This is a genomic window from Terriglobus sp. (genome assembly GCF_965201105.1).
In the GTDB taxonomy this organism is placed as follows: Bacteria; Acidobacteriota; Terriglobia; order Terriglobales; family Acidobacteriaceae; genus Terriglobus.
Window position 1 is genome coordinate 765045 of record NZ_OZ241741.1, and the last position, 22782, is coordinate 787826.

The following is a 22782-nucleotide window of genomic DNA, read 5'->3' on the forward strand; positions in this document are numbered from 1 at the left end:
CTGCGGCTGGAAATAGGATCAGGATCTATTGTATCGTCGCAGGCGGCTGCTCCTGGCTCGGCAGAAACAGTGAGAACGCCGTGCCTGCCCGCCTGCCGAACGCGTTCCCCTCACGGCATGATCTTACCTGCAGCTTGCCACCATGCCGTTCGGCCAGCGTGTGCGAGATCCACAGGCCCAGACCCGATCCGGCAGCGCCCTTCGTCGTATAGAACGGCTCAAAAATGTGCGCCGCGGTCTCCCGGCTCATCCCGTGTCCCGTATCGGCGACCGTGATCCGAATCCCTGGTCGGCCCGTGTGCACGCACTGCGCAGGACGTGTCCGCACCCGCAGTTCGCCGCCACGCTGCATCGCATCAATCGCATTGCCGATCAGGTTATTCAGAATCTGGCGAATGTCGCCCTCAAACGTCCTCACCGCCGGTGCGTTGTCAAAGTCGACGGAAACCTGCACGCGCGACGACTTCAGCTTGCCCTCATACAACGCAAGCACCGGGTCGATAAGCTGCTGCGGTGTTCGTTGCACCGCCTCCGGTGCGTGCCGGTGAAACCGGAGCGTCTGCGACGCGATCCTCGACACCCGGGACAGTTCCTCCTCCGCCGAGGCAACATAGGCCCGCGATTCATCCGAAAGCTCCGGATCGCTGTGTACTAGGTACAAGAGGTTCGTCACGGCCTCCAGCGGGTTGTTGATCTCGTGCGAAATGGATGCGGCGAGCCGGCCCACCGCCGCCATCTTGTCCGATTCAACCAGTGCCTGCTGCGAAAGGGTCTGCTCCGTCACATTCTGGGCCGTCATCAGCAGGTCATCACCACTCATTGGCGTCAGCGACCACGTCCAATAGGTCCGTCCCTTCGGAAACACGTCAAACGGGAACGCCACGGCGAAAAAGGGCCTCCCGGTTCCACGCACCTCCTGCACAATCCGCACAATCTCCGGGGCTGCCGCCACGGTCGCCAGGAACGAGTTGCCGGCCACCGGCGGCTCCGCTCCCGCCTTGTCCAACATGGAGAAATAGGCACGATTGTGCCACCTGTAGCGGAATTCCCGGTCCAGCACGGCGATGCCCACCGGTGCCGCCCGTACCACGTGATTCAGCAACTCCTGCTGCTCGCGAAGCTGGCTGGCGGCGGTCTGTTCCAGCTGCGTCGTCAGCTCGCGTTGGCGGGTAGCTTGGGCCGCGGCCAGCTCGCGTTCGGCGCGCGAAGCGGCATCGCGCTGCCGCAACAGCTCCTCAGTCTCATCCTGCAGGGATTGCAGCGAAGCTTCCGCGCGCTGCTGCGAACGCAGGTCCTTGGCGGTGATCACAGCTCCGGGCTCGCCGTCCATCGTAACGTTGGCCACGCTGCACTCGACCGGCAGCAAATCGCCGTTACGACTCCACATCAGCTCCCGCACGCTGCTGATGGCCTTGCCGGACCGGCTCACACCCACCAGATTGCACTCCTCTTCTGGGTAGACCGAACCGTCTGGCCTGCGGCTGTGCAACGTCTGGTGCACGCTGCGGCCCAGCATCTCCGCTTGCGTGTAGCCGAACAGGCGTTCAGCCGCGCGATTGAACCGGCGGCACATCCCGTCTTTGTTCACGGCGTAAATCGCGGTGTCGATCTGATCCAGCAAGCCATCATCGGACCAGGCCGAGACCTGTCCAGCGTCACCCTTACCGACTTGAGCTTTTTCGATTTTCATCGCACCCAGGGCCGCAATCAGCCTCTGGTAAGTGGGATGCATGCATTCCGCAGCAGTTTACTCAGGTGGACCACGACAGACGCCGACATGCACCGCCATCGAAGAGGCAAACGTTTCACGGCAGACTCGCCGCGAATTGGCGCGCCGATGCCGTACAGCCTCGAGCGTCAGCCCTTGCCCAGCACCCGCGCCATGGTCTCGCCGATCTCCGCCGGCGATTTCACCACATGAATACCGGCCTCGGCCATCGCTGCCATCTTGCTTTCCGCCGTGCCCTCGCCGCCGCTGATGATCGCACCCGCGTGCCCCATCCGGCGTCCCGGCGGCGCGGTCTGCCCGGCGATAAAGCCCACCACCGGCTTCTTCACATGCTCCCGGATATACGCCGCCGCTGCTTCCTCGGCCGTTCCGCCAATCTCGCCGATCATGATGATCGCCTCGGTCTCCGGATCCTCGTTCAGCAGCTGCAACGCCGCCACATGGTTTGTCCCGATGATCGGATCGCCGCCAATCCCGATCGCCGTCGACTGCCCGATGCCGCGCGTCGTCAGTTGAAACACCGCCTCATACGTCAGCGTGCCCGACCGCGACACGATCCCCACGTTGCCTTCCTTGTGGATCCGCCCCGGCATAATGCCCACCTTCGCCTTGCCCGGCGAGATCACCCCCGGGCAGTTCGGCCCGATCAGCCGCGACCCCTGCCGCCCACCCGAACCGGACGCCCGCACCACCTCCCACGCCTTCACCATGTCCAGCGTCGGTATGCCCTCGGTGATGCAGATCACCAGCGGCACCTCCGCCGCCACCGCCTCCAAAATCCCGTCCGCGGCAAACGGCGGCGGCACAAAAATCACGGTCACATTCGCCCCCGTCTCCTTCACCGCCTCCTCGACAGTGTTGAACACAGGAAATCCCTCGACCACCGTCCCACCCTTGCCCGGCGTCACCCCACCCACCACGTTGGTGCCGTACTCCGCACACCCCTTGGCATGAAACAAACCCTCACGCCCGGTAATCCCCTGCACAATCAGCCGCGTATTCTTGTCGACCAGAACTGCCATTACTTGCCCCCGTTCGCAGCGTCGACCGCCAGCTTCGCCGCCTCGGCCATCGTCTCGCCCACGGCGTACTTGATGCCGCTCTCCTGCAGAATCTCGCGGCCCTCTTCCACGTTCGTGCCCTCCAGCCGCAGCACCAGTGGCAGCGTCACATTCAGGTTCCGCGCCGCCGCCACCACTGCCGTCGCCAGCACATCCACCCGCAAAATCCCACCAAAAATGTTGATAAAAATGCATTTCACATTCTTATCCGCCAGCAGAATCGCAAACGCCGCCTCAATCTGCTGCTGATTCGCCCCGCCGCCCACATCCAGAAAGTTCGCCGGCGACCCGCCCGCGTACTGAATAATGTCCATCGTCGCCATCGCCAGGCCCGCGCCGTTCACCATGCACGCGATATTCCCGTCCAGCTTGATATAGTTCAGCGAATCCTTTGAGGCCTCCACCTCAAGCGGGTCTTCCTCGGCAATATCCCGCAGCTCCTTCAAATCCTTGTGCCGGTACAGCGCATTGTCGTCAAAGTTGATCTTGCAATCCAGAGCCAAGAGCTTGCCGTCCTTCGTCGTGACCAGCGGATTGATCTCCATCAGCGAGCAGTCCGTCTCCACAAACGCCTTGTACAGCCCCAGCATGAATCCGACAGCCTGCTGAATCAGCGGCCCGCTCAGCCCCAGCTTGAACGCCAGATTCCGCGCCTGCCAAGGCTGCAGCCCAAGCGCCGGCTCAATCGCTTCTTTATAGATCGCCTCCGGCGTCTTCGCCGCGACCTCTTCAATCTCCATGCCACCGGCCTGCGACGCCATAAACGTCAGCTTGCTCGTCGCGCGGTCCAGCACAATACCCAGGTACAGCTCGCGCTCGATCGCCGAGCCCTGCTCAATCAGCAGCCGTTGCACCTTCTGCCCCGCCGGCCCGGTCTGGTGCGTTACCAGCTGCATACCCAGGATCGCCTTGGCCGCCGCGTCCGCCGCCTCCAGGTCCTTGGTCACCTTCACGCCGCCACCCTTGCCGCGCCCACCCGCGTGAATCTGCGCTTTCACCACAACCACCGGATTGCCGGCGCTGAACAGCTTCTTGGCCTCGGTGTCCGCCTGCTCCAGCGTGGTCACCATCTCGCCGTCCGGCACGGGCACACCGTACTTCCGCAGAATCTCTTTCGCCTGGTACTCGTGAATCTTCATGGGCACGCTACTCCAGCCCGCGTACGACGCGGAGACGCGTCGATGGTACGCAAGCAAAAGTACGGGCGGCAAACCAATCTCCGCACACCGGTGCGTTTATCGCATCCCATTCGCATCGACAAGCGCCAACAACAGACTGTCAGACAACAGACTCAACATTTCGACCGGACCCTGCGCTCGCGCTTCCGCACCCGGTCATCTCGACCGGACTACCCACGCTCGCTCCTCTTCAACCTTGTCATTTCGACCGGAGCATGCGCGCTGTTTGCGCATGCATAGCGGAGAAACCCGCATTTTTCTCAAAGCAAGCACCCACCCTCACCACAACCAAGCAGTGAGGAGTGACACAATACTGTCGATGTCCCCCGACGATCTCCTGCGCGCCGTTACCGCCGAAAGCGAAGCCCTCTCCCTCGACGACGCATGCGACCTCATGCGCTCTCTCCTCACCGGCGAGTTCAGCGAAAACGAGATGACCGACTTCCTCACCGCCCTCCACGACCGCGGCGAAACCGCAACCGAACTCGCCGGCTTCGCCGAGGCAATGCGCGAAGCATCCTCCCGCCTCCCACTCACCGACGCCGAGTGCGACCAACTCGTCGATACCTGCGGCACCGGCGGCGATTCGAGCGGCACCTTCAACATCTCTACCGCCGCCGCCCTCGTCGCCGCCGCCGCCGGGGCCCGTGTCGCCAAGCACGGCAATCGCTCCGTCACCTCCCGCTGCGGCTCGGCCGACGTCCTCGAAGCCCTCGGCATCCCCATCGACCACACCCCTGAGTCGGCCGCCGAATCCCTCCGCCGCCATGGCTTCGCGTTCCTGCTCGCCACCCGCATGCACCCCGCCATGCGGGTCGTCGCGCCCGTCCGCCGCGCTCTTCCGTTCCGCACCGTCTTCAACCTGCTCGGCCCCATGACCAACCCCGCCGGCGCGCGCCGCCAGGTCCTCGGTGTCTACAGCGCCCAGGCCGTTCCCCTCGTCGCGGAAGCCCTCGCCGCCTCCGCCCACATGCACGCCGCCATGGTCGTTCACGGCGACGGTCTCGATGAACTCACTCTTGCTGGCCCAAGCACCGTCGCCACGGTGCAGGGAAGCGACGTCCGCCTCCACACCCTCAGCCCTCAGGATGCTGGCATCCTCACCTCGTCCGACCCCTTGCAGGGCGGCGACGCGCAACAGAACGCCGCCATCCTCCGCGCCATCTTCACCGGAGAGGAATCCGGCAACGGGCGCTCGCCGCAACGCGACATCGTCCTGCTCAACGCCGCCGCTGTCCTCCAGGTCGCAGGTCTCGCAACCAGCCTCTTCGAGTGCAGGGAACTCGCCGCGCACGCCATCGACTCCGGTGCCGTCTCCCGCCTCGTAGAAGCACTGCAACACTCCTAAATTCATCAGCGTCTGAATGCCTGTGTCACCTCCGCTAGACTTGCGAGCGTTCGGAAGGGCACAGCTTTAGCTGTGCCATCAAGATCCTGAACAACTCAGGGCTTTAGCTCCTGGGGTCATGGCGCGAACGCAAATCTGAAGCGCAGCCCGCGCATCGCCCCGCGTCAGCCACCCTGTCTTTCAGTCTTCATACAGCGCCCGGCGCGCACACCGCATCCGTAATCCCATCCATGCTTCCCATCCTGCAACGGCGCTTCCGCGCGCTGGAGAACAGCAAAGCGGCCATGCTGGACCAACTGCGCGCCATCCCCGCGGAGCGCCTCAGCGAACATCCCATCTCCGGCAAGTGGTCCGCCGCACAACTCCTCGATCACATCGCCCGTGTCGAGGGCGGCGTTCTGCAACTTGTCAAGCAGAAGCTCGCCGAAGACGGGCGTGAGCCGGTCAAAATAGGCGATCGCGTCGGTTCCCTCATCGTGCGCAACGTCATGCGCTCTCCGCTGCGGGTGAAAGTACCAGCTGAGGCCGCCGTGATCCATCCAGACGAAAACGCGAATGCCGTCGAAGCTCTTGCCGAATGGGACCGGGTTCGCAGCGACTGGCACGACTTCCTCACCCACGTTCGCGGCCCCGAACTCAAGGGTGGCGTCTTCTCCCACCCAAAGAGCGGCTGGTTCACCCTTCCCGAAACCGTTCTCTTCCTGCGCCTGCACCACGATCACCACCGCGCCCAGGTGGCTCGCCTCGCAAAGGCGCTGGCAGCCACACCCGTGCCCGTCGCTACCTGATCTGCTGTCGCCGTCCGCAACGCAAGCAACTATTTCAAATACGCTTGCGCCGTCGCGGGCACCGGCTTGTCGGCGTCCTTCATCAGGTTCGTGACCTCCCACATCTCGGTGTCGCTCAACACGTTCACATACGACGGCATACCCGCCAGCCGGATGCCGTTCTTCACCTTCCAATAGCTTTCGCCCACCGGGTCGTCGGACACGCCCACATCCTCGCCATTGTGGTGCCGCTCCCACAGCTGCGGCGCCTTCGGAAACATGCTCGCGCCGATCACTGACTTCCGTCCCGGCACGCCATGGCAGAACGCGCACTGCTGCTGGTACACGCGTGCGCCGTCTGTCAGCGTCGCATCGTTCACCGGGACCGGCGAACTCGCGGGCATCTCCTTGGCAATGCGCGCCTGCAGCGGTTTATGCACCAATTCTTTTTCCATCGGCAGCGTGGGATCCGCCACCGCTACCGGAACATTGCCGTGTGTCAGCCACAGGTACACGCCTGCCGGCACCGCAAGCACACCCAGCACAAAAAACAACACCGCAACCGCGGCTCGACTCATCGCTTCTCCCTTGGCCTTGCAACTTCGTGACTGTGCCGGAACTCAGGCAGCATCCGCCACCAGCTCTACCTCATCCTCCACAATCTCACCCGCATCCTCAACCGGCTGGTCCAGCTTGATCGCGTACCGCGCTGCCAGGTCCGGCGCAAACTTCGCAATATCGTTCCGCAGCCGCAGCAACGACAAATCCTTCGCCTTCGACTCCAGCATGATGTCCGTGTCCAGGTGCGCGATCGACCGCAGGAACGGGATCGTCTCAAACGGATTGTTGAAGTCCGCATGCCCCGTCCAGATCGGCGGCTGCAGCACCGTTTCCAGCAGCCCGGTCTTCCGGCTCTTGCGCTTGATCTCGCGCATCTCTGTCCGCGCGCAACTGTAGTGCATCTTTGGCCGCACACCCGCCGGCCAGGTCTTCAGGAAGCGCTCCAGCGTCTCCACCATCGGCAGCCCCTCCGGGTTGAAGCACCAGTGATGCTGATAATCAAATACGCATTTCACACCCGTCCGCTCGTGCACACTCAGCACGTCCGCCGCACTGAACCGGATGTCATCGTTCTCCAAGACCAGCCGCCGCTGCACCCGCTCGCTCAGCCGCGGCCACGTCTTCACCCAGTTCGCCGTACCCAGCTCGCGGTTGCCGTACGCCCCGCCCACGTGCACGACCATAATCGCTTCGGGTGGCAGCTCCATGTAGTCCAGCATCGTCGCCTGCGACTCCAAATCCGCAATTGACTTCCGCGTCAGCGTCTCGTTGTCGCTATTCAGCACAATGTACTGCGATGGATGAAAGCTCAGCCGCAGCCCCTGCGCCCGCGCGATCTTACCCACGTGTGCCAGGTCCGCGCGGCTCTCCTCCACCATGCCGTGAAACTGCGGCATGTCAGGATGCGTGTGGTACGGCGCCAGGTCGCTCGACATCCGATACATGCGAATATCGTGCTTCCGGCAGTACGCGAATATGTCACAGAGGTAGCCCAGGCTCACCCGCAGGTGCGGATTCAGCCGCCACCCTCGCGTGTCATTGCTCTTCAGGTCCGGCGCGCCCATCACCTTCACCGGAAACCCAAGCCGCATCGCCTCGGCAGGGAAGGGCGGCATCGTCAACCCGTCGCTGTCCGTCGCGGGCATTCGGCAATAGCTCATCGGATCGATCAGCCGCCGCTCCGCCTCTTCGGCAGCATCCTGCTTCTGCCGCTCGCGCGCCGCCTTCATTGCGGCCTTCTTCTTCGCGACCTTCTCCTTGGCCTTTCGCTTCGCCTCACGCTCCTGCTGCGCCGGCGTCAGCTCCTTGGCAGCCTTGCCCGTCGTCTTCTTGGTCATGGCCGATTCGATGCCGATTTTCTGCCGGTATGTCTTTCCGCGCGAGTAAGCTGCTTGCACCGTGCAATCTCCCGCCCAGGAACTCTCCCAACAAACCCCAAACGACTGGCAGAACCCCGTCGCGGAAGCGCTCGCTTGGCTCGACAACAACTGGCACGCCGCCGGTGCTGTCGCGGCAGTGTTCTACCTCCTGCTGTTCGGCTTGCAATCGCGCTGGAACGGATGGCAGTTCTGGCTTGCAATACAGTTGCCGATCTACGTGGTCCACCAGCTCGAAGAACATGTCCACGATCGCTTCCGTCTCGCCATCAACCGCGACATCGGCCGCGGCAGCGACGTCCTGTCGCACCGTGCCGTGCTCCTGATCAACGTCATCGGCGTCTGGGTAATCGAATGGACCGCTCTGTACCTCGCCATCTACGTCCACCCCGGCTGGGCCATGCTCGCCTTCGCGCTTGCCGTGATCAACGCCCTCTCCCATATCGGGGGAGCTATTGCGCTGCGCTCCTACAACCCCGGCCTGGTCACGGCGCTTCTGCTGCTCCTTCCCTCCGGCATCGCGGGTGCGCGTGCCCTCCGCGCAGCCACGCCCCTCACCAGCGCGCCGTCGCTGGCCTCCATCGCCATCATCGTCGTCGAGCACATCTGGATCGTCGCGCACGTCCTGCACCGCCGCGTCCAACTGCAGCAACACAGCTCCCCTGCCGGAAGAGCCGCATCAGCATGAGAAAATAAAGGGAAATGATCCAAGTTTCCAACGTCACCATGCGATACGGCTCCAAGATCCTCTTCGAGGACGTATCCACCCAGTTCATCGCGGGCCGCCGCTACGGCCTGACCGGGCCCAACGGCGCCGGCAAATCCACCTTCATGAAGTGCCTGACCGGCGAGATCGAGGCCCAGAAGGGCACCGTCATCCGCCCGCGCAAAATGGGCATCCTTCGCCAGGACCAGTACCAGTTCGACAACTACCGCGTCATCGACACCGTCATCATGGGCAACGCCCCGCTCTGGGCCGCCTTGGAAGAGCGCGAAACCCTCTATAACAAGGCCGAACTCACCGACGACGACGGCATGCGCCTCGGCGAGCTCGAGGGCACAGTCGCCGAAGAAAACGGCTACGAAGCCGAGTCCGACGCCGCCATCCTCCTCCAGGGCCTCGACATCGCCAACGACGTCCACGAGCGCAAAATGTCCGAGCTCCAGGGCGGCCAGAAAGTCCGCGTCCTCCTCGCCCAGGCCCTCTTCGGCGATCCCGAAGCCCTCCTCCTCGACGAGCCCACCAACTACCTCGATCTCGAGTCCATCCACTGGCTCCAGGACTTCCTGCTCAACTACCGCGGCACCCTCATCACCATCTCGCACGACCGCCACTTCCTCAACGCCGTCTGCACCCACATCGCCGACATCGATTACCAGACGATCATCACCTACCCCGGCGGCTATGACGATATGGTCCTGCAAAAGACCAGCGTCCGCACCCGCATCGAGGGCCAGAACGAAGAGCGCGAAAAGAAGATCGCCCAGCTCAACGACTTTATCGCCCGCTTCTCCGCCGGCACCCGCTCCTCCCAGGTGAACAGCCGCAAGAAAGAAGTCGAGCGCCTCGCCACCACGGAACTCGCGCGCTCCAACATCCAGCGCCCCTTCATCCGCTTCGACCTGCTCCGCCCCTCCGGCAAGCACGTGCTCGACGTGAGCGCCGTCACCCACACCTACGCGACACCCGCGCCCGACGGCACGCACGGCCCCGTCTTCAAGCCCTTCACCTCCGCCCTCATGCGCGGCGACAAGGTCATGCTCATGGGCCGCAACGGCACCGGCAAGACGACCATGATCAAGTCGCTCCTCTCCGGCATGCCCGACCTGCAGGACAACGACTTCCCGCGCTCCACCGGCGAAGTCAAGTGGGGCCACGAGGCCCAGATCGGCTACTTCGCCCAGGACCACACCGCCGCCATCCCCAACGGCACCACCGTCGCCGAGTGGCTCCACTCCTGGGACCCCAAAAAGTCCACCGAAGAAATCCGCGGCATCCTCGGCCAAATGCTCTTCCGCGGTGAAGAGGGCATGAAGAAGACCGACGCCCTCTCCGGCGGCGAGGCAGCCCGCCTCCTCTTCTGCAAGCTCATGCTCCAGAAGCCCAACATCCTCATCCTCGACGAGCCCACCAACCATCTCGACCTCGAGTCCATCAACGCCCTCAACCAGGCGCTGCAAAAGTACGAGGGCACCGTCCTCCTCGTCACCCACGACCAGGACCTCATCGAAGAAGTCGGCACCCGCATCTGGCACTTCCAGGACGGCACCGTCACCGACCACAAAGGCCCCTACGAGGAGTACCAGCAACAACTCGCCCTCGCCGCCCAATAACCACAACGGTTCGTGTGCCCCACGTCCGGAATCTCGGACGTGGGTTCATCACCCTCTCCTTCACAAACACACCGATCTGGAGTCCGCACCCCATGCCGTCCGAATACGAACAAGCCGAATCCCGCAACGTCCTCGGCCAGCCGCTCCAAACCTGCGGCGCCGATCCCGTCACCGGCTTCTATCGCGACGGCTGCTGCAATACCGGCCCTGACGACCGCGGCGTCCACACCGTCTGCGCCGTCGTCACCGACGAGTTCCTCGAAGCCTCCCGACAGCTCGGCAATGACCTCATCACCCCCGCCCCCCACTTCGGCTTTCCCGGTCTCCGCGCCGGCGACCGCTGGTGCGTCTGCGCCGCCCGCTGGCTGCAGGCCTACGAAGCAGGCTCACCCTGCCCCGTCGTCCTCGAAGCCACCCACGAAAACACCCTCCGCATCGTTCCCTTCGAAATCCTCCTCCAATACGCCGTCATCCCCGACAAACTCGTGTAACACCATTCACCCTGGGGCTTCGCAAATCCCGGGTCCGCGTAATCAGTGAACCCGGACGTCACGAGACTTATTAAGATCGGGAAGCACGGAACCTCTTGATCGGCAGAACAGCCACTGCCTTGATCGGCACAACCGCCCTGCCTTGATCGGCAGAACCGCCCTGCCATGATCGGCAGAACTGCCCTGCCATCAAATTGTCATTTCGACCGGAGCACCCACAGCTTCATCGTGGGTGCGCAGCGGAGAAACCTGCATTTCCGCGGCCGTCGCCCTCCTCCTCCGTGTGGCACCCCGAAAGCTCGCGCCCTGCGGATTCCACACGCCCCTCGGGTCCTCATCTGTGCAACACCGCCCCGTTCTGTGCAAAACACGGCCACCCACAGCGAACTTTCATCGTCCGTTCGCCATCCCGGCTTGACACCGGCGTTGACCTCCGCGAACCTGAAGGCAACACCTAAATCCGAGAACCGGTCGTGCGCAAACGTGCGCGGAAGTCAGAACCGGCCTCCTCTGCCCGAAGAGCGGGCCTATTACCCGGGCGGAACCATGCGTTGTGGTGTCCGGAAGCATTTCAGGAGCCTACCAGTTGAACACCAAGTCTTCCGTCCTGCGGGCGGGTGTGTTTGCCGCCACCCTGGCAATGTCCGCCGTCACCGTGTCGGCGTTCGCGCAAACCGCTGCCCTCGGTAACATCTCCGGCGTCGTGCGAGACGCATCCGGCTCCGTGGTTCCTAGCGCCAACGTCACCGTCATCAACACCGGCACCGCCGCGAAAAAGGATTTGACCACCGACTCCGACGGCCACTACGCCGCCACCTTCCTGCAGCCCGGCACCTACGAGGTCATCATCTCCGGCTCGGGCTTTGGCCGCGTCGACCAGAAAAACGTCGCAGTCACCGTCGGCAATACCAACACGGTCGACGCCACCCTGCCCGCCGCCTCCATCTCGTCTGAGGTCACCGTCACCACCGACCAGGTCCTCGTCGACGCCGACCGCACCGATCAATCCCAGGTCGTCGGCCAGCAGCTCGTGAGCAACCTACCCGTCAACGGCCGCCGCTTCGACAACTTCGTTCTGCTCACGCCCAACGTCGTGCCCGACGGCAACTCCGGCCTGCTCAGCTTCCGCGGCATCTCTGGCCTCTACAACACCAACCTCGTCGACGGCGCCAACAACAACCAGGCCTTCTTTTCCGAGTCGCGCGGCCGCTCCATCGGCGCTCCCTACGTCTTCCCCATCGACGCCATTCAGGAGTTTCAGTCCGCCACCTCCAGCTACTCGGCGGAGTTCGGCCAGGCCGCCGGCGGCGTCATCAATGCCATCACCAAATCCGGCAGCAACGCCTTCCACGGCGACGCCTACGAGTACTACCGCACGCCCGGCTTCAACGCCCTCGACCCCCAGAATAAGTACCAGGGCCGTACCGGCAACAACGCGCTTCTGCTGCAGCAGCCCATCAAAACGCAGCACCAGTTCGGTGTGGCCGTTGGCGGCCCCATCCTCCGCGACAAGCTCTTCTTCCACGCCGTGTACGACGGGTATCGCCGCCGCAATCCCATCACCTACCTGTCCACCTACAACACCGCCACGCAGAACATTGCACAGCTCGCTGCGCTATGCGATCAGCGGACCAACAACTTCCTGACCCGCGGCGCAGCCGTCTTCCCGTCCACCATCGCCGGTGTCACGCCCGCGCAGTGCAGCGCCGCTGTCAACTTCCTCAACAACACCCAGCTCGGCTCCTTCCAGCGCAACACCAAGCAGGACATCTTCCTCCCTCGCCTCGACTTCCAGGCGACTTCGAAGACGCATCTTTCCGCCTCCTTCCTTTTCGAAAATCTGCAGATCCCCAACGGCTATAACAGCAGCACCACGGTAAACAACGGCGGCGTCTCGCAGAACGGCACCATCAACTTTCACGAGCGCTTCCTCTTCGCCAACGCGGAAACCTCGCTCTCCAGCACCAGCACCAACGTCGTCCACTTCCAGTGGTCGCGCGATCTGGAAACGGCTTCCACCAACTCCGGTGGCCCGGCCATCAACATCACTAACCTCGCCTCCTATGGCGAAACCAGCGCTCTGCCCCGCGGCGCCTTTCCTGACGAGCACCGCTGGCAGATTACGGACATCTTCAACACCGTTCGCGGCAAGCACAATCTGAAGCTCGGCGTCGACGTCAACCTCATCCACGAACAGATCTCCAACCTGTTCCAGGGCGATGGCTCCTTCACTTACGGCACCGGCACCACTGAATACAACTTCGCCAACTGGGTGCAGGACGTCTACCAGGTCAACGGCGGTCGCCACTACAACTCCTTCACCCAGGTCAACGACCCCATCACCCATGTGGGCGCCGACGACTTCTGGAACAAGGACCTCGATATCTTCCTGCAGGACGATTGGAAGATCACGCCCAAGCTCTTGCTCAGCCTGGGTGCCCGCTATGACGTGCAGCTTGTGCCTCAGCCGGAAATGCCGAACATGTCGTCTGCCGTTGCGCGGACCTACACCAGCACCATCAACATCGATTACCACATGGCTGCGCCGCGCTTCGGCTTTGCGTGGACGCCGCATGAAGGCATGGTCGTGCGCGGTGGCTATGGTCTCTTTTTCGCCCTCACCTCCAACTCCACCTTCTATGCGAACCGTCGTGAAAACGGTGTCTACCAGCAGCAATTCAACGTAAGCGCCATCACCAACCCGAACACGCCGTATATCGCGTCAACCTCAACCAATGGCTGCACCCCCGCTCCCGGCACGAACCGTTGCTTCGTGCAGTCGGGTACTTACGCCAGCTACGCTCCGCAGGGTGGCATTCCGGAATTCACGCCACCAGGCCCGGCCCCTGTCAACCAGGTCACGGGGAACGCGACCCCCGCCGTCTCGACCAACCTGCCTGCCGGCACGCTCGGCGCACGCGGCAACGACCCGAATTTCCTGAACCCCTACACCCACTCCTATGACCTGTCGGTCGAGCAGCAGCTTCCCTTCCACTCCACCCTGAGCGTCGCGTATGTGGGCACCCGCGCCATGCGCCTGCCCATCTTCGTCGACACCAACGTCGATCCCACCTCGGCCGTGGTTCGGAATTACACCTACATCAACGCCCAGGGCGTTTCCAAGGTTGTTCCCACGCCCTACTACACCCGCCGCCTCTACACCACGACGGGGTCCATGCTCACGGGCTTTTCTGACGTGAACAGCTGGTACAACTCCATGGCGGTCAGTGTCAGAAAACCGCTCTCCAACAGCATTCAGGTTCTCGCCAACTACACCTGGGCACATGCCATGGATGGCGGACAGGTCTCCGGCGTCAACGGCACCTTCAACGGTACCGATATTGCCTTCGACCCATTCGCCCGCGGTCACAGTGCGGGACGTGCGGCCGAGTATTCGCGTTCCGATCTTGACGTTCGCGGACGCTTCGTTGGCTCTCTTGTCGCCATCTCGAAGCTCCCCATCGGCAACAAATTCGCAGCCTACGCAGCGAATGGCTGGCAGCTGACCACCACCGTCACCGCCCAGACCGGCTTGCCGCTCACCGCCTTCATGAGCAACTCGCCCGTTTCCCTGATCGGCGACGGCGGTCTCACGGGCGCCGAGCTCTCCCTCAACAACGCGGGAACTCCCGGACGTGTACCGACCGCAGTGGCACCTCGCAACGCATTCAAGGGACCCGGCATCCACAACACCGACCTGCGTCTCTCGCGTGAGTTCCCGCTTCACGAAGGCGTGCGCATCGAGATCGCGGCCGAAGCCTTCAACATTGCGAACCACCGCAACCTCCTGGGCGTCAACCAGACTTTCTCAACATTCCAGACCGCCGGCACCAGCACCACCGCCGGTTCCGGCGCAGCCGCAACGGCCTGCCCGTCGACCGCGACAGACGGCTGCATCGTTCCGTATACGCAGACCGGCTTCGGCGTGCAGACCAGCACTTCGGGCGTCCTCTACACACCCCGCCAGCTGCAGTTCCTGGGCCGTCTCTTCTTCTAACGCACCCCGCACAACCAAAAAGCCCCGGCTCCGGCCGGGGCTTTCGCTTGTCTGTGGAAAATTTCTTGTCAAGCCCCACGAGGCGTTAAGCCGATTTTCCTCACCAACTTACGCCTGCCAAGAATTACCGCCCCATTTCCTACAATAGAAACAGCAGCATATGTATGAGCGGTCCTTGGAAGAACGGCATAGGCAAGGGCGACCCAAAAACCGGAAACCCGCCAACATACTGTCATTTCGACCGGAGCAGGACAGCTTCACCGTCCTGCGTAGCGGACTCGGTGCTTGCACCGAAACCCGCATCTTCTCAGAAGCATGCTACTAACCCTTGCCGCAGCAGGAACTTACCCCTAAGTTCCTGCTCATGAGGAACTTACGAGAAGTAAAAAACACAACCCAAATGGAATGAGGAACTTAAAAAACGCGGGGGGGGGGGGGGTAGAAAGGAAAGGTTGGTGCACCCGAGAAGATTCGAACTTCTGACCTACAGCTTCGGAGGCTGCCGCTCTATCCAGCTGAGCTACGGGTGCACTTCCAGCAGTTTACACCGCATCGCTCGCCGCAGAAGCCGCGCGCTCTGCGTCCCGCCTCTTCCGAATCTCTTCCATCGCCGACCCAATCAACTCCTTCGCATCGTTGATGCCGCGCATCACCGCCTGCAAATCCAGCGCCGGCTTCGACGGATTGCGATTGGAAACGCAATACACACCGTGCTGCCCCACCAGCGCGAGTGCATCCGTCAATACGTCAAGCGAAACCGCCAGTCGCCCGCGCTCCGCACCCATCATGAACTCGTATTTCTCGAGCTCATCCTTGCGGTCCCAGAAGACGCTCAAATTACCACTCCTTCGCCGCCGCGTCCGGCTGAACCGGCGAACTCGCTTCCGGCGCCTTCCAGCGCAGCACCGGCTTGCGCGCCGCCGCCGTCTCGTCCAGCCGCCGGATGCGCGTGGAGTGCGGCGCCGTTTTCACGAGTTCAGGATTTTCCTCGGCTTCGCGCGCAATCTGCTGCAAAGCATCGATCAGGTAATCGAGTTCTTCCCGCGACTCGCTTTCCGTCGGCTCGATCATCATCGCGCCGCTCACAATCATCGGAAAGCTGACCGTGTAGGCGTGAAAGCCGTAATCGATCAGCCGTTTGCCCATGTCGCCCGTTTTCACACCGTTCTTCGCCTGCAGCTTGTCGCTGAACACAACCTCATGCATCGAGCGCGTCTTGTACGGCAGATCGAACACGCCCTCCAGCTTGGCGCGAATGTAATTCGCATTCAGCACGGCATCTTCCGTGGTCTGCCGCAAGCCGTCGGGACCGTTTGCCAGCGTGTACGCCAGAGCGCGCACAAACATGCCGAAGTTGCCGTAGAACATACGCACGCGACCTACCGACTTCGGCCGGTCAAAGTCGAAACCAAGCGATCCATCCGCCTTTTCGACCACAGTTGGCTTCGGCAGAAACGGCTCCAGAATCGCCTTGCACGCCACCGGGCCCGAGCCCGGACCGCCGCCGCCGTGCGGCGTGGAAAACGTCTTGTGCAGGTTCAGGTGCATCACGTCCACGCCAAAGTCGCCCGGCCGCGTTTTGCCGACCAGCGCATTCATGTTCGCGCCGTCCATGTAGAGCAGCGCGCCCTTGGCATGCAGAATGTCCGCGATCTCGTGAATCTGCGACTCAAAGACGCCGATCGTTGAGGGGTTCGTCAGCATCAGCGCCGCCGTGTCCTCATCGACTGCCTTGCGCAGCTCTTCCAGATCGACCGCGCCTTCCGCGTTCGACTTCAGGTTCTGCACCTGGTAGCCGACGACCGCAGCAGTGGCGGGATTCGTTCCGTGCGCCGAGTCGGGAACCAGCACCTTCTTGCGCGCGTTGCCCTTGCTCTCGTGGTACGCGCGCACCATCAGAATGCCGGTGAATTCGCCGTGAGCGCCCGCCGCCGGCTGCAGCGTGATCGCGTCCATGCCCGTGATCTCGAGCAGGCAGTCCTGCAATGTCTTCATAATGCGCAGCGAACCCTGGCTGAGCGCTTCCGGTTGGTAAGGGTGCGCCTCGGCAATGCCCTCAAGTCGCGAGACGGCCTCGTTCACGCGGCCGTTGTACTTCATCGTGCAGCTGCCCAGCGGAAACATGCCAAGGTCGATCGCGTAGTTCCAGGTGGAAAGCCGCGTGAAGTGCCGCACGATCTCGATTTCGCTCAGTTCCGGCATCACGCCCAGGTCGGTGCGCACGGCGTCCCCAAGCAGTGCCGCCGCGTCGACCGCGGGCACGTCCAGCTCGCTCATGCGATAGGCCTTCTTGCCTGGCGAGCTCTTCTCGAAGATCAAACCTTCGTTCTGATTGGTGTGGGTCGTAGCCTTTTTCGGCGTCCCAACGAATGCGTCCGGCATTGTGTCTCCTTGCTGCTAAACCGCTTCCTGCAGATGCAGGGTGGGCAACTCTGTTGCATGTGCCGTGCGAACATTGATCGTGGCCTGGCAGTGAACGGCGAAGTTAACGGAGTTCGCAATGAAGCATTTTTCGTGCGCCAAATGGTGCAGAATCTGCGCAGTTTCCGGATCGCTGCCCTCCGCGACCACGACGTGCGGACGCAACGTCACTTCCGTGAAGCGCCCGCTGCCGTCCGTGCGCAGCTCCATGCTGCCGTCAGGGGCGTCGCGGTACGCGACGACGTTGATGCCGGCATCGGCGCATACGTGCAGGTAGCTCAGCATGTGGCACGATGACAGCGCGCCAAGCAGCATCTCCTCCGGATTCCACTTCGCACGATCGCCTCGGAACGTAGCGTCCGCCGATCCGGCCAGCGCCGGCTTTCCCCCGGCGCTCAGGTCATACGAGCGGTCATAGGCGCGATAGCCGCTCGTGCCCTTGCCGCGGTTCCCGGTCCAATGCAGTTCGAGCGCGTAGCGGTGTGGATTGCCGATCATCGTCAACTCCTTAAAACTCACTAAAAGTCAATGGAGGAACCGTCCGCAGCGGTGAAGCTGCCCGCTTCGGGCGTGTCCAGATCTTCGTCGCGCAGGCTCATCGCCAGCAAGGTGCCGTTCTCAAACTCAATGGTGAGCGAACGCCCAGGGTCGAGCGCGGCGGTAGTGGCAGTTTCGCCGATCAAGCTGCACAGCGCATCGCGATACCCAGGCTCGCCAAACGCGATCGAGATGCCGTCGGCATCGGCAACATCCGGCCATACGTACAGACGCAACAGCGAATCGCTGAAGCGGAGCTGCACAAAGCGCTCCACAAATTCAACCGCGGCCAGCTCTTCGCCTTGCAGTGTGGATAATTCGCTCATCGTCCCGCCGCGGCCGTTACGGAAACGCTGATGGACAGTTGCTGGTCTCCCTGTGCCGTGGCGATCGGCGGTGGCGGCGGCTCCCCGGCCCTCATCATGGCTGGCATTGCAACCATTGCTGGAGATGGAATGTCCGGGGTCCCTGGAGATGCAGAGCCAACGGAGATGTCGCGCATCGAGAGCACATGCAAACCGACCGCCCTGGCGATCGTTTCCACCTGCGCAACCGCGGTTTTTGTCGCCTGTGCTGCCAGATCGCGCCGAGCGTCTTCAATCTCCTGCTCGGTCGGCGTAAATACAGTGCCATCGATTGTGTTTGCACCGTTGGCGAGGGCGCCTGCCAGCAGGTCGGGCGCCTTCTCCGGTGTGGTGCGGAACGATACGCTGGTTGTTCCCGTGTAGCCGACCGTCTTGTCCAGGGAGTGCTTTTGGTAACGAGTTTCCGGCGTGAACGAGACGTTGGTCGTGATCAGCCGCTGCGCTCCCTGCGCCCGCAGAAAGGTCAGCAGCGTACCAGACTGCGCGGCCAGCGCACGCTGCGTCGCGGGCAAGCCGACCTTCATCACGGTGAGCCCGAGCGTGATGTCGACCGCGGTGTTCGGAATGCGGGTCTGCGCCGTGCCCGTGGTTGAGATGTACGTGGGGAAGTTCTGCGGCGTGGTGGCGCAAGGATCAGGGGCTGCACTCTGCGCGCGCAGGGAACTTGCGCCAAGGCTCAGTGCCACACAAGCTGCTATTAAAAAGGAACGCGGCCCGCGATAGGACCTGCTTCCGAGTACCATTGTCGCCGTCACGTTCGCCGGGATCTTCGCATACTTGCTGCTACTGGTCATCGTTTCTCCTCACGCAAGAAAGACACCGCACAAAGGCGAATCGTTCCTGCTGGCAGCTTACGTAAGCGCGAGTTCCTGGTTGCGTTCCGCCGAGCGGGTCAGCGCCATCGCCGCAGCGTCCATCTGCGCGCGTGTGGTCAGCTCCGTGGCGCACCACAGCGATGCACCCTCGCCCAGTTCGGGATACCAGCGCGCCAGCGGCAGGCCGCCGATGATCTTCTCTTCCAGAAGCGCGGCATTGTTCTCCGCGGCTGTGGACGGCGTGCGCAACACGAACTCATTGAAACGCGGGGCACCCGCAAAGAGAAGGGAAGCGCCTTCGATCTGTTCCAACGATTGCGACAGGTAGTGCGCCTTGGCCAGGTTTTGTTCGGCAAGCTCACGCAGACCCTTGCCGTAAACGGTCAGAAAGATGGTGACCATGAGCGCGACCAGCGACTGGTTCGTGCAGATGTTGCTGGTCGCCTTTTCACGGCGGATGTGCTGTTCGCGCGTGGAGAGGGTGAGCACGAAACCGCGCCGGCCCTCGGTGTCTTTCGCTTCGCCGACCAGGCGCCCTGGCATCTGGCGCAGGAACTTCTCCTTGGCCGCGATGACACCGCAGTACGGTCCGCCAAAGCCGACCGCAACACCGAAGCTCTGCGCCTCCAGCGAAACGATGTCCGCCTCCTTCGGCGGCTTCACAATGCCCAGCGAGACGGCTTCCGCAATGGACACGATCAGCAGCGCGCCCTTTGCATGCGCCAGCTCGGCGATTGCGGCAATGTCCTCGATCGTGCCGAAGAAGTTCGGGGACTGAATCAGCACGCATGCCGTGTCGCCGGTAATCGCTGCGTCCAATGCAGCCGGGTCAATGCGGCCGGTGCTGTCATAGCCGACTTCGGCCGTTGGAATTCCCTGATGCTGCGCGTAGGTGCCGAGCACCTCGCGGTACTCCGGGTGCACCGTGCGCGCGATCACGGCACCGCTGCGTCCGGTCACGCGAACGGCCATCATCACCGCTTCGGCCGCGCCGGTGGAGCCGTCGTACATGCTGGCGTTCGCGATGTCCATGCCGGTCAGCTCGCAGATCATTGTCTGGAACTCGAACAGCGCCTGCAGCGTGCCCTGCGCGATCTCCGGCTGGTAGGGGGTGTAGCTGGTCAGAAACTCGCCGCGCTGCGAGAGCACATCAATCAGCACGGGCCGGTAATGGCGATACGCGCCCGCGCCCAGAAAGCTGGCGTAGCCGGTTGCGTTCTCGGCGGCATAGGCCTTGAACGCCTCGATGACCTCGTGTTCGCTGTGCTGGCGCGGAATCGCCAGGTCGCGGTTCAGGCGGTACTCCGCGGGTACCGTCTCAAATAGAGTATCGATCGACGCGGCGCCGATCTCCTGCAGCATCGCCTCACGGTCCGCAGGCGATTTGGGTAAGTAACGCATGGCTGTTCTCCCGAACCGCTTAGTGACCGGTCTCTTCGCTTACGTACTGTTCATACGCGGCTGCATCCAACAGGCTGTCCAGCTCCGCGGCATCGCTCAGCGTCGCCTTGATCAGCCAGGTGCCATTGGCGTCTTCGTTGATTTTTTCCGGCGCGCTCGTCAGCTCGTCGTTGATCGCGGTCACCTGGCCGGAAGCTGGAGCGTACACGTCGCTCACCGCTTTCACGCTCTCGACGGAGCCGAAGGACTCCTTCTGTTTCAGTGCCGTGCCGATCTTGGGCAGGTCCACAAAGACGATGTCTCCCAGCAGGCTCTGCGCATGTTCGGTAATGCCGATGGTGGCTTCGGTGCCGTTGGCCTCAATCCACTCATGCTCCTTGGTGAAGCGGTACGAAGACGGGTAGCTCATGTGTCGATTCTAAGCCGTTCTTTTGGGCTGCCGGCCAGCGTCCATTGTCCTGTTGGAAAAGTCGGCGCTTCTGCGGCGGGATGCAAAAGTCGTCTGAGTGCGTAACATCGTAGAGACCGGCAGGATATGGCAGACCAGGCGCAGACCGAGCAGCAAACCGGACAACCGGCAGCCGAAGCGACTCCAAGCGCGGCAAGCATCTGGCTGGTGCTGATGAAGGCGCATCGGTCGCTTGCCGCCTTGATGGAGCAGTCCATCGCATCGCTCGGCATCGGCGTGTCAGACTTTATCCTGCTTGAGGCCTTGCTGCACAGGGGCGCCATGAACATCTCGCAGCTTGGCGAAAAGGTGCAGCTTGCCAACAGCAGCATGACCGCCGCCGTCGACCGCCTGGTGCAACGAGGCCTGGTCGAACGGCAGAGTGGCACCTGCGACCGGCGGGTGCGCACCGTGGACCTGACGCCTTGCGGCCGAGCGCTGATCAGCAAGCTGTTCGCGAAGCATGAGAAAGACATCGATGCGCTGATGGAACCGCTGTGCCCCGAAGAGCGCGCCGCGTTGCGCACCAGCTTGAAGAAAGTCGGTCTGGCTGCACAGGCGCGGCTTGAAGGACAGCCTTAGCTATTCGGGCCGACGTTTCGGCCGCTGCGTCAGATACAACAACCCGGCCTGCCGGATTCGTGAATCAGCCAATGACCTCGGCCTGCTTTTCCGGCAGCTTCTTTGCCCGCTTGTAGAAAGGTGTCGCTACGACGCGCGCCTTGACCAGCTGGCCTCGGATCTCCACCCCGACTTCATTGCCGTGTTCCGCTTCGGCAAGCGGTACAAAGGCCATCGCGATGTTCTTCTTGAGCGTCGGCGAGGGTGAGCCACTGGTGACGATGCCCAGTTCTTCGCCTTCGAGCGAGCAAACGCGGTAGCCGTCGCGCGCAATGCCGCGGTCGATCATCTCCAGGCCGACAAGCTTGCGCTGCGGCGCACCGGCGGCAGCCAGGGCTTCTTTTCCGATAAAGTCCATCGGTTTGTCCAGCTTGCAGTAGCGGTTCAGTCCAGCCTCAAACACATTGATCGTGTCGCTGATCTCGTGGCCGTACAGCGCCATGCTGCACTCCAGCCGCAGCGTGTTGCGCGCGCCCAGGCCACAGGCTTTGATGCCGAACTCCTCGCCGGCCTGGAAGACCTGCCGCCACACATCGGCGCTGATCTTTTCATCGCTCGGGACGTAGATTTCAAAGCCGTCCTCGCCGGTGTAACCCGTGCGTGCGATCAGCACGTTGTACTGACCGGCGACCTTGCCCCATGCGAACCAGTAGTTCTTGATCGCGCTCAGGTTCACGTCGGTCAGCTTCTGCAGTGTTGCCTCGGCCTTTGGGCCCTGAATGGCGATTTGGGTATAAAGATCGCTGTAATCGCTGATGTGGCAGTGCGGCATCATGCCGATCGTCTGCCGCACCCAGCGGATGTCCTTTTCGCGCGTTCCGGCGTTGATCACGATCAGGTAATCGTTGTCGCTCAGCTTGTGCAGCACAACGTCGTCCATAAACGTGCCCTGCTGTGTGAGCATGGCGCTGTAGTGCGCCTGGCCAATCTGCAGGCGGCTGGCGTCGTTCATCAAGAGCCGCTGCACGGCATCCAGTGATCCCGGCCCGCGCAGTTGAATGCAGCCCATGTGTGAAACGTCGAAGACACCCACGGAAGTGCGCACTGCATGGTGCTCGGCGAGGAGGCCGGCGTATTCAACGGGCATCTCCCAGCCGCCGAAATCAACCATTTTCGCGCGCAGCTCCTTGTGCGTGCCGTGCAAACCGGTGCGGCGCAGCACCTGCTGCGGCGGTGCGGAAAGGTCGAGCGAAAGTGCGCCATCCGGCGGTTTAGCTGCCTCGGTCTGGTCTGGTGCGGCGCTCATGAATAAAGCCTCCCTGCGCTCCCCATCCTAGCAGCGTGGCCGAGCGTCGCGCGGCCCGGAGCGGCGTATGACCTGCGGTTCTGCCG

General features: G+C 62.7%; 20 protein-coding genes and 1 tRNA gene. 7 read left to right on the forward strand and 14 right to left on the reverse strand.

Annotated features, from left to right (window positions below; all coding sequences use genetic code 11):
• Positions 1–25 precede the first annotated feature (25 nt).
• The 3 genes from ACOFKT_RS03410 to sucC form a co-directional block, all read right to left on the reverse strand.
• Positions 26–1732, reverse strand: a complete 1707-nt coding sequence (locus ACOFKT_RS03410) for an ATP-binding protein (RefSeq protein ID WP_419806024.1) — start codon at positions 1730–1732, stop codon at positions 26–28.
• Between the two features lie 125 nt (positions 1733–1857).
• Positions 1858–2751: a succinate--CoA ligase subunit alpha gene (sucD, locus tag ACOFKT_RS03415; protein ID WP_419806025.1), complete on the reverse strand. Its 894-nt coding sequence runs from the start codon at positions 2749–2751 to the stop codon at positions 1858–1860.
• The gene (sucC, locus tag ACOFKT_RS03420) at positions 2751–3929 is read right to left on the reverse strand and encodes an ADP-forming succinate--CoA ligase subunit beta (RefSeq protein ID WP_419806026.1); all 1179 of its coding nucleotides are present in this window, start codon (positions 3927–3929) and stop codon (positions 2751–2753) included. The genes sucD and sucC overlap by 1 nt, the downstream gene beginning before the upstream one ends.
• Positions 3930–4287: 358 nt before the next feature.
• On the opposite strand from sucC, the gene trpD reads away from it, so the two are divergent.
• Both trpD and ACOFKT_RS03430 read left to right on the forward strand, forming a co-directional pair.
• Positions 4288–5316 (forward strand): anthranilate phosphoribosyltransferase, encoded by a 1029-nt coding sequence (gene trpD / locus ACOFKT_RS03425; protein WP_419806027.1) that lies wholly within the window; start codon positions 4288–4290, stop codon positions 5314–5316.
• A 230-nt stretch (positions 5317–5546) separates the two neighbouring features.
• Positions 5547–6104, forward strand: coding sequence for a DinB family protein (locus ACOFKT_RS03430; protein WP_419806028.1), 558 nt, complete (start codon positions 5547–5549; stop codon positions 6102–6104).
• A gap of 29 nt (positions 6105–6133) precedes the next feature.
• On the opposite strand, the gene ACOFKT_RS03435 is transcribed toward ACOFKT_RS03430, so the two are convergent.
• Together ACOFKT_RS03435 and uvsE are read right to left on the reverse strand one after the other, a co-directional pair.
• Positions 6134–6661, reverse strand: coding sequence for a c-type cytochrome (locus tag ACOFKT_RS03435; protein WP_419806029.1), 528 nt, complete (start codon positions 6659–6661; stop codon positions 6134–6136).
• Positions 6662–6703: 42 nt separating this feature from the next.
• Entirely contained in the window at positions 6704–7981 is a 1278-nt protein-coding gene (uvsE, locus tag ACOFKT_RS03440) for a UV DNA damage repair endonuclease UvsE (protein WP_419806030.1), read from the reverse strand.
• Between the two features lie 61 nt (positions 7982–8042).
• Between uvsE and ACOFKT_RS03445 the strand changes: the two genes are divergently transcribed.
• The 4 genes from ACOFKT_RS03445 to ACOFKT_RS03460 all read left to right on the forward strand — a co-directional run bounded on the left by ACOFKT_RS03445 (position 8043) and on the right by ACOFKT_RS03460 (position 14842).
• Entirely contained in the window at positions 8043–8708 is a 666-nt protein-coding gene (locus ACOFKT_RS03445) for an HXXEE domain-containing protein (protein WP_419806031.1), read from the forward strand.
• Between the two features lie 14 nt (positions 8709–8722).
• Positions 8723–10354 (forward strand): ABC-F family ATP-binding cassette domain-containing protein, encoded by a 1632-nt coding sequence (locus tag ACOFKT_RS03450; protein WP_419806032.1) that lies wholly within the window; start codon positions 8723–8725, stop codon positions 10352–10354.
• Positions 10355–10446: 92 nt separating this feature from the next.
• Positions 10447–10845, forward strand: coding sequence for a DUF2237 family protein (locus ACOFKT_RS03455; protein ID WP_419807097.1), 399 nt, complete (start codon positions 10447–10449; stop codon positions 10843–10845).
• 586 nt (positions 10846–11431) lie between these two features.
• Positions 11432–14842 carry a carboxypeptidase regulatory-like domain-containing protein gene (locus ACOFKT_RS03460; protein ID WP_419806033.1) on the forward strand — a complete coding sequence of 1137 codons (3411 nt, stop codon included), beginning with the start codon at positions 11432–11434 and terminating at the stop codon, positions 14840–14842.
• Positions 14843–15295: 453 nt separating this feature from the next.
• Here ACOFKT_RS03460 and ACOFKT_RS03465 read toward each other — a convergent pair.
• The 8 genes from ACOFKT_RS03465 to gcvH form a co-directional block, all read right to left on the reverse strand.
• Positions 15296–15372: transfer RNA gene (locus ACOFKT_RS03465), tRNA-Arg, on the reverse strand.
• 12 nt (positions 15373–15384) lie between these two features.
• Positions 15385–15678: a hypothetical protein gene (locus ACOFKT_RS03470; RefSeq protein ID WP_419806034.1), complete on the reverse strand. Its 294-nt coding sequence runs from the start codon at positions 15676–15678 to the stop codon at positions 15385–15387.
• Position 15679: 1 nt separating this feature from the next.
• Complete coding sequence (gcvPB, locus tag ACOFKT_RS03475; protein ID WP_419806035.1) at positions 15680–17224, reverse strand: aminomethyl-transferring glycine dehydrogenase subunit GcvPB; 1545 nt, start codon at positions 17222–17224, stop codon at positions 15680–15682.
• 15 nt (positions 17225–17239) lie between these two features.
• A complete protein-coding gene (locus tag ACOFKT_RS03480) occupies positions 17240–17761 on the reverse strand; it encodes an OsmC family protein (RefSeq protein ID WP_419806036.1) in 522 nt (173 codons plus the stop codon).
• 20 nt (positions 17762–17781) lie between these two features.
• Positions 17782–18126, reverse strand: a complete 345-nt coding sequence (locus tag ACOFKT_RS03485) for a hypothetical protein (protein WP_419806037.1) — start codon at positions 18124–18126, stop codon at positions 17782–17784.
• The gene (locus tag ACOFKT_RS03490) at positions 18123–18851 is read right to left on the reverse strand and encodes an SIMPL domain-containing protein (RefSeq protein ID WP_419806038.1); all 729 of its coding nucleotides are present in this window, start codon (positions 18849–18851) and stop codon (positions 18123–18125) included. Before ACOFKT_RS03490 ends, ACOFKT_RS03485 begins: the two co-directional genes overlap by 4 nt.
• Positions 18852–19016: 165 nt before the next feature.
• Positions 19017–20381 carry an aminomethyl-transferring glycine dehydrogenase subunit GcvPA gene (gene gcvPA / locus ACOFKT_RS03495; protein ID WP_419806039.1) on the reverse strand — a complete coding sequence of 455 codons (1365 nt, stop codon included), beginning with the start codon at positions 20379–20381 and terminating at the stop codon, positions 19017–19019.
• Between the two features lie 19 nt (positions 20382–20400).
• Positions 20401–20790, reverse strand: a complete 390-nt coding sequence (gene gcvH, locus ACOFKT_RS03500) for a glycine cleavage system protein GcvH (RefSeq protein WP_419806040.1) — start codon at positions 20788–20790, stop codon at positions 20401–20403.
• A 126-nt stretch (positions 20791–20916) separates the two neighbouring features.
• Between gcvH and ACOFKT_RS03505 the strand changes: the two genes are divergently transcribed.
• Entirely contained in the window at positions 20917–21411 is a 495-nt protein-coding gene (locus ACOFKT_RS03505) for a MarR family winged helix-turn-helix transcriptional regulator (protein WP_419806041.1), read from the forward strand.
• 64 nt (positions 21412–21475) lie between these two features.
• On the opposite strand, the gene gcvT is transcribed toward ACOFKT_RS03505, so the two are convergent.
• Positions 21476–22696, reverse strand: coding sequence for a glycine cleavage system aminomethyltransferase GcvT (gene gcvT / locus ACOFKT_RS03510; protein ID WP_419806042.1), 1221 nt, complete (start codon positions 22694–22696; stop codon positions 21476–21478).
• Positions 22697–22782 lie beyond the last annotated feature (86 nt).